The organism is Dyadobacter sp. (assembly GCF_051859145.1).
GTDB lineage: Bacteria > Bacteroidota > Bacteroidia > Cytophagales > Spirosomataceae > Dyadobacter.
The window spans coordinates 1-6,890 of sequence record NZ_JBHYGF010000229.1 but is presented as its reverse complement, the minus strand read 5'-3'; the positions used below and the strand labels follow the sequence as shown (position 1 = coordinate 6,890).

At 40.4% G+C, this 6,890-nt stretch carries 11 protein-coding genes and 1 tRNA gene; 3 read left to right on the top strand and 9 right to left on the bottom strand.

What is annotated here, in order from left to right:
- The 3 genes from ACTIE6_RS14245 to ACTIE6_RS14235 all read right to left on the bottom strand — a co-directional run.
- Positions 1–230, bottom strand: a 230-nt coding sequence (locus ACTIE6_RS14245; protein WP_439557279.1) for an alpha/beta fold hydrolase, incomplete at its 3' end; no start/stop codon positions are given.
- A 26-nt stretch (positions 231–256) separates the two neighbouring features.
- Entirely contained in the window at positions 257–544 is a 288-nt protein-coding gene (locus ACTIE6_RS14240; protein WP_439557278.1) for a hypothetical protein, read from the bottom strand.
- Positions 545–549: 5 nt separating this feature from the next.
- On the bottom strand, positions 550–897 hold the full coding sequence (locus ACTIE6_RS14235; protein WP_439557277.1) for a carboxymuconolactone decarboxylase family protein: 348 nt from the start codon (positions 895–897) through the stop codon (positions 550–552).
- 216 nt (positions 898–1,113) lie between these two features.
- Between ACTIE6_RS14235 and ACTIE6_RS14230 the strand changes: the two genes are divergently transcribed.
- Entirely contained in the window at positions 1,114–1,278 is a 165-nt protein-coding gene (locus ACTIE6_RS14230) for a hypothetical protein (RefSeq protein WP_439557276.1), read from the top strand.
- Between the two features lie 18 nt (positions 1,279–1,296).
- Positions 1,297–2,046 (top strand): BRCT domain-containing protein, encoded by a 750-nt coding sequence (locus ACTIE6_RS14225; protein ID WP_439557275.1) that lies wholly within the window; start codon positions 1,297–1,299, stop codon positions 2,044–2,046.
- Positions 2,047–2,105: 59 nt separating this feature from the next.
- Here the strand turns inward: ACTIE6_RS14225 and ACTIE6_RS14220 are convergent.
- The 4 genes from ACTIE6_RS14220 to ACTIE6_RS14205 all read right to left on the bottom strand — a co-directional run bounded on the left by ACTIE6_RS14220 (position 2,106) and on the right by ACTIE6_RS14205 (position 4,061).
- Positions 2,106–2,205, bottom strand: a tRNA-OTHER gene (locus ACTIE6_RS14220).
- A complete protein-coding gene (locus tag ACTIE6_RS14215) occupies positions 2,196–3,050 on the bottom strand; it encodes a hypothetical protein (protein WP_439557274.1) in 855 nt (284 codons plus the stop codon). Before ACTIE6_RS14215 ends, ACTIE6_RS14220 begins: the two co-directional genes overlap by 10 nt.
- A gap of 64 nt (positions 3,051–3,114) precedes the next feature.
- Entirely contained in the window at positions 3,115–3,756 is a 642-nt protein-coding gene (locus ACTIE6_RS14210) for a hypothetical protein (RefSeq protein WP_439557273.1), read from the bottom strand.
- An 80-nt stretch (positions 3,757–3,836) separates the two neighbouring features.
- Positions 3,837–4,061 (bottom strand): hypothetical protein, encoded by a 225-nt coding sequence (locus tag ACTIE6_RS14205; protein WP_439557272.1) that lies wholly within the window; start codon positions 4,059–4,061, stop codon positions 3,837–3,839.
- A 222-nt stretch (positions 4,062–4,283) separates the two neighbouring features.
- On the opposite strand from ACTIE6_RS14205, the gene ACTIE6_RS14200 reads away from it, so the two are divergent.
- On the top strand, positions 4,284–4,697 hold the full coding sequence (locus tag ACTIE6_RS14200; RefSeq protein WP_439557271.1) for an XRE family transcriptional regulator: 414 nt from the start codon (positions 4,284–4,286) through the stop codon (positions 4,695–4,697).
- A 10-nt stretch (positions 4,698–4,707) separates the two neighbouring features.
- Here the strand turns inward: ACTIE6_RS14200 and ACTIE6_RS14195 are convergent, their stop codons facing one another.
- Together ACTIE6_RS14195 and ACTIE6_RS14190 are read right to left on the bottom strand one after the other, a co-directional pair.
- Entirely contained in the window at positions 4,708–5,847 is a 1,140-nt protein-coding gene (locus tag ACTIE6_RS14195; protein ID WP_439557270.1) for a hypothetical protein, read from the bottom strand.
- 57 nt (positions 5,848–5,904) lie between these two features.
- Positions 5,905–6,890: hypothetical protein (locus ACTIE6_RS14190; RefSeq protein WP_439557269.1), on the bottom strand; the 986-nt coding region annotated here is incomplete at its 5' end.

Genomic DNA, 6,890 nt, shown 5'->3' with positions numbered 1-6,890 from the left:
GACCGACCTTCTCCCCTGCGATCGTAAACGATCACAAAAAATCCCCGATCGGCCAGTGACTGAGCAGTAGTTGCTTCGAAATATACGCTGCTGCTACCCGGCCCTCCGTGTAATAAAATGATCGGGTGATTACTTTGACTCCCAAACGATCGGCTATATAAATGCTGAGATCGGCAAATGAAAGATGATAAGACAACGAAAAGCGACAGACACAATCGTCTGGCCAGCATTGGATAAAATGATTGGTTGAACAAATTCATTGGGCCAACCTTAAACCAAAATCGTATCGCTTTTCAACAACCCTGCTAATCATTCCGATTTGTCCGCAGTGATACATCGTGTGCTTGATATTCCAGTCAATCGCCTCGAATTTAGTGGTCGCAATAGGGTGTGGCGTTGGTGTGGGTTCCAAAGGATTGTTGAGCTCAGCAACTACCACTTCGGGAACAGTTTCCCATTTGTCGACGGGAACTGCATCGAAAAGCCGGTTCGTCCATTCGTAAGCGTTCTTTGTTTGATTGATTAAGAGTTCGATTTCTGTCATCGGCGTTAAAGGGCTTTTTTTGCAACTTCCTCCTCAAATATACGCATTGCAAAAAGACCATTGCCGACCGCGCCGCCAGCCCGAAGTGCCGCGGCGATGAACACCGTTTCCCCGATTTCTTCCTTTGTAGCTCCTGCTTCGATCGCGTTTTTCATGTGGGCTTCGATGCAGTAGGAACATTGCGTTGTCAATGCGACTGCCACCGACATCAGCTCCCTGTATTTAACGGGAATGACACCGTCGCTCCGTTCGGCAGTATACTTCAAATTCAAAAAAGCCGCTGCCTCCTTCGGTGCCGAATTGATTAGTGTTTCAGTGTATTTCTGATCCTTGGGCGATTGATATTCAGTCATCTTAATGCTGATTATGTGATACAATGCGAAGCTGCATGGTCAGTTTCTATACTCGTTTTGAATGCTGGACATCGACGCTCATGTCAGTCGCCAAAGGCTGTTGAACGCACCCAGTTGAAGGTCCTGTTGACCGTTCAATCAATATATTCTCGCGAGAAGATAGGAAGGTTACATCGGATACTTATCCAGAAAAGTAAACCTGACTCAACTTCTCAAATGCCCGACACCTCCCACTTCAACACTTACGACAGCGGCTCGTTCCGCCAGTTCTGCGGGCCGGCTCAGGTTCACAAAGATTTGAATAAGCTTTACGGGCTGATCGTCGGCATTCAGGCTGATGGCCATATCAATGACAACGAGATTGGATTGCTCCGCGCGTGAATCGAATCTGTTTCCAGCTTGCAAACAAAGGCCCCTTACAACAAGTTTGTCGCCAAGATCAATGCCATTACCAGCGATGGCATCGTCACAGCGGAAGAGGCTGAGGACCTAATCTGGCTTTGCAAGAATTATCTGGATTACAACCGCAACCCGTATTATGATGTGATCACCTCTTCCACGCAGCAGCTCGGCGGATTTCTGGCCGAGATTTCAGCGGACAAAACGATTAACATCGAAGAGCTCACTGCTCTGGGCAATTGGACTTCCAACAATGCGCTGATGTTTAAAACCTGGCCGTTTGACACACTGCTCCCAGCCATCGAGCGAATTCAGGCTGAGCGGCAGTTGTCGGTCGAGGATCACACCGAGTTGCTCACATTCTGCCAGTCGATTACATCCATCAAACCAGCCGAGCAAGAAAAGGTGACCATCCCTGTCAAGCTGCCAAAGCAGCAGGTTTCGATCCTGATCCAGGAATGTACAGCGTTGGCTGCCGGCTTCTGCTTTACCGGAGAGTCTTCGAGGTATTCGCGGAAGGAACTGGCGCAGATTGTTGAAATGTACGGAGGCATTGCCGCCGACTCAGTAACTGCAAAGTTGCACTACCTGGTGATATGCGACGTGCGAAACCCTGCCTGGGCATTTGAAATGTACGGGCGAAAGGTGGAGAAGGCCATGAATATGAAGAAGAAAGGTGCCGGGCCCGAAGTGGTTTTTGAGGAGGATTTGTTTGCGGCGTTGGAAGTATTTGGACATTTGGATGTCTGACTTCGGAAGGATTTTCTCGATTAGAGATATTAAATTACCAACACATGAAACTTAATATGAGATGGTAGTTGGGTTCGAACCAACATCTTTCCTTGGAAAAGACACCTTATGACGATATCATTTCCAAGGGAAGGCTTTATCCAATTAAGCTATACCATCCCTGTAAAATCAATGGCTTCATGTTTATAGCCATACTGCGACTTAAAGAAACCCAAAAATTTCCTCCTATTTCTTTCATCAGTCAAATTAAAATTCTTTATGCCGTTAACATTTTTAAATTCTACTAAAACTTCTCTTGATAAAAAGTCTGAAAAATCAAAGGTCTCGAAGATCAAACTGTCGATATAGTTTGCTATACCCCTTACTATATTAAGAAGGTCAATCAGAATGTTGTATGTAAGCAAACTTGCATTCTCACTATCCGAGAAGTCAATTTCTTGTAAACGTTTGTGTAATATATCATTCCATAAACTATTAAGTTTATGTCCATCTTTATTGATAATATCCCGGAAAGATCTACTTATATTAATAGAGCTGCTATGCACCAGACGATTTCGTTTTAACCTAATATAATCGAAGGTTAATAAATATGAATCGTCAAACTTATCGCGCAAACCTAACCTGTTGAGCACTTTAAGAAGCAATACATCATCTTTTTCATATTTTCCCTCATTCAAGTCAGGAAGCGACAGATCGATATTTTGAGCAACCGTATAGACGTCAGTTAAATAATTTTCGAAGGAAGAGTAAATTAATGTGAATATGCCATTAAGCAGTGTAGTATTAGTCTTCAAATGTTCATTATCCAGTTTGGATAGTTTAATCTGATGTTTTTTTGAGTAGCTGTTTTGTTTAAAAAAAGAGGACGTCAGAGCATCTTGGTTATCAGCAATAATCTTTTCGTAGTCGAGGCTGAACTGGATCCATACAAAGAAGTAATGGGTGAAAGAATTATTCAGGCTAGATAATTCCTGCAACAAGATTTTCAACTGCCTGGTTTTCATAGTTCAAGAGCATTAAAAGCGAACATAATTACATTTCATTCATGACAACTTGTTATAACGGATTCTAAGCTTGTCTTCTCTTCAAAGCCCTAAGCATTCCCGTGTATTTTAACTTGTAACTGTCATTATACTCCACTTCAAATTGCTCTACATCTCGAACGTCATCCACATTCCAGTAATAATAGCGGTGAACTCTATCATTTGGCTTCTGCCTAAGAAATACCAAATCGGGATGACGAAAATCAATATCCAAATTGACATTTTTCACAACTAATCGGCATTGCCCAGGCTGAATTCTAGGACTTCCAGTTTCATTATCTAAAAATGCCTGCACATAAGCATATCCATAGATGGGATTTTTTTCAATTCCATTAAATTCCAGTTTGTCATGATAGTCAAAATGTCCATACGCTATTGATGTTGTCAGCATGTAATCGTTGCGAAGCATTTGCTTATTTATCTCCTTGACCACAGCAAGTATTTTGACCAACCTTTCGTGTTGAGTGCCCGTTCGAACAAACAGAATTCCACTGTCAGATACAAAAAATCCTTCGACTCCATCTGCATTTATCAACGCATTATAGCCTGATTGATAAAGATGCCTAAGCGCTTCCAAAGCGTTCCTGTCATTTCTCATTAACTCCTTGAATCCCGAAATATCGAGAAATGCCACGAATGTTTGTCCACTGTAATTTTCTACTGGCATACTTCTCTATTTAAGATTCTGATAATAACATCTGTCATTGTAAACTTAGACAATTGGTGAGAAATAACGACACTCGAAATTCAAGAATTATTTTTTTCATTTCCCCTCATAATTTCCCGAGAGAAAAACACCAGTTCCTTGAAAGAAACAAACCGGTTGTGACCTCTCGGATCATACCCGGCTTCCTGGCTGAAAAGCGTGAAGCCGGTGTACACATCCCAAAGATCTTCAATCCAGGTCTCGGCGTCACTTTCACTGAGCAGCTCTTTGACTTTCTGACCATAGGCAAGGTAGAGATGGTTCATTGCGGAGTCATCGGCCTCGTCGGAGTGTGGCAGTGTGCTTATTTTGTTGATTTTAAAGTGTGGTACAAAATCTTGCATTTACGTTTTCTTCAAAGCACGTACTGCCGTGGGTTGTTCCCAACACAATCGACCGGTAACATACATTGTGATCTAGGTAAGATATCCGAGCACTTCACGGCAGATTTATATAAATTGCTTTTTTTAACCAAACACCCTTTCCACATGGCACATACTACCTCTAATCCGAAGATCCACGAAGGCCGTAACTTGAAGAGATTCAGGGAAATGATGGCTGTAAAGCAAGACGCGCTGGCGTTTGAGCTCGGCGAAGACTGGAACCAGCAAAAAATCTCTCTCCTCGAACAAAAAGAAAAAATCGATTCCGACATTTTGGAACAGGTTGCGGCAATTCTAAAAATACCGGCTGAGGCAATTCGAAATTTCGATGAGGATCAAGCTATCACAGTTATCTCAAGCACTTTCAACCACAATGCTGCTGTAGTGAACAATAATCCCGTATTTCATCCAATCGAAAAGCTCATTCAACTTCATGAGGAGAAGATTGCTTTGTATGAGCGGATGTTGACGGAGAAGGATGAGATGATGGAGCGGTTGGAGCGATTGGTTATGAAATAGGTATAGGGAGCTATTGGTTTCTCAACCGATTTTCTATAACACCTGGCAAGTCAGGCAAGTATCTAACTATTTTTTGATATCCGTTAACTTTCTGTCCAATCAAAAGGTTACAAAATTTAACATCTCCTCTCCATACATCACAGAAGGGTATGTAACAGGCATGCATCAAATCTCCCGTATCAGATTCTATCGTCTTTCGTGGTCCCTTTGCAACACCTATCGCATACTTCAATATTGTATCGCCAAAATCTTGTGGCAATCGGTCGAAAATCGACTTGTCTGGAATAAATGACTTGACAAAATCAATATCAAGTTTTTGAAAATTATTTAGCGTAGATCTCACGACTTTCAGTTCCTTTTTCAAACTCTTGACAGCAATAAAATCAGCCTGAGCAAGAGCATTTATCTGATCAAGGCGGTTGTTGGCCTCCTGGCTCAAAGCAACTAAGTCATTTGCTAGATTTAAGTATGGATTTCCAGCGGTGCGAATTAGCTCATGCAATAGACTGACGTTTTTATTCATTTCGTTCTCAAACCAAAATGTAAAAAAAAGATTCAGGTCAGTTAAAATTGTCGCTGTTTCTTGCCTCATAAACGCCTCACTAACCTCTCCCTTGAGATAACGAACGAGTAAATGAGAGTCACAAAAAGATTTGGGCACTGGCAAAAGCTTAGCAACCTGCGATATAGACGAGATTAACTGAGGGGCGATACGAAAGAGCTGTGGCCACGGGTTCTTTTTATCTATCTTCATAGATAATCCGATTGGAAGGGAATTCAATAGATGTTCAGTTTGCTCGTCTAATCCCTTTTTTAAATATTCCCAAGCTTCAAATTTTGGATACCAGTTTCCGCTATCTGATAGCGTACCCTCCATAAAACTATCTGCATCAATAAATCTGAAAGTATTCGACCCACATAGTCTCTTTAAGATACCTACCCTTTGCAATCTATCGGTTCTGTATTCTTCTGTAAACGCTGTCAGTAATTCAGCGACAATAAAATAAGAATATGGGATTATAATTTCACCACTGTCAACCTTATCAAATAAATAGTTAGCGATGTTCTGCATTTCAGCACTCTTGTCAGAATACAATTTGCTGTAATCATGCGTGTCTAAATACACGACCAGTGGTTTTTGCGCATCCATAGAATTTTATTAGAAAAAGTATTTGAACTGTTATAGAATAACACTAAGAACAATACTTTAATCTAAGCCCGGGAACGGATTTGAAAGAATCTCCTGATATAGAATTTTACAATATTCTTTGACATAGGCGCCAAGTTTAAGTGTCTTCTCCTTTGTAACAGGCTTTCCAGAATCATGTGACAACTCATTAGCTAGTCTTACAATTTTGTTGAGTTTTTGTTTTTCCTCCTCGCTTCTAAATTCCTTGACAAGGTTAATTAAATCTCCTAATAATAATTCAGAGTATGATTTTTTTATTGTTATCTGACGATAACGATAGCAGCATTCAATTTTCATTATTGTTTCAGCTACGCGGCGAAAGGTATTTGACTTTTCGCATAAAAAATCAAGATCATTGCTACCATTTGTAACACTAAGCATTGCCTTATCTATTCTATCTGCACATAAACCTAAATTATACTCAAACAACAATTGTTTTGAGATTGTAGCACTCGACCCGATATTCTTAGGAAGAATGACTGTTGAGATTATTGGCGTATTGAGAAAGTCATAATGTTGAACTTGTCGATCAAGCTCTCTAATAAATGTAACAGAAAAATTGTCTCTATTATCCACTATATGAAATTGCGAGGATCCATTACTCATCATTCTTTTAACATCCTTTGAATTATGTGAATAGCCCCTTAGCAAGAATAATGAGGTGTCACTTACTTTGAGTAAACGTAGTTCTTGAAACTGAAAAACTAGCCCATAAACATCATGTGGGAACACCGTACTTCTCATAATTTTCCTAGCTTCGCTCTCTTCAATATCCCTGTAATCGTGCCAATTAATCTTAACAATTCCTGAATTTTTGTCAATTTCGTAACTGTCTACTCTATCCCAATTTCCCGCATCAAGAAAATCAACAATCATCAACCCTTTTGTCTCGTATAGCAATATCTTTAAAAATTCCTCAAATTCTTCAAGATCCGTAATGATATCTTTACCTATTTTTTCGTGGATTTTTTTAAATATTTTACTGCCATCTTTTATGGGATCCA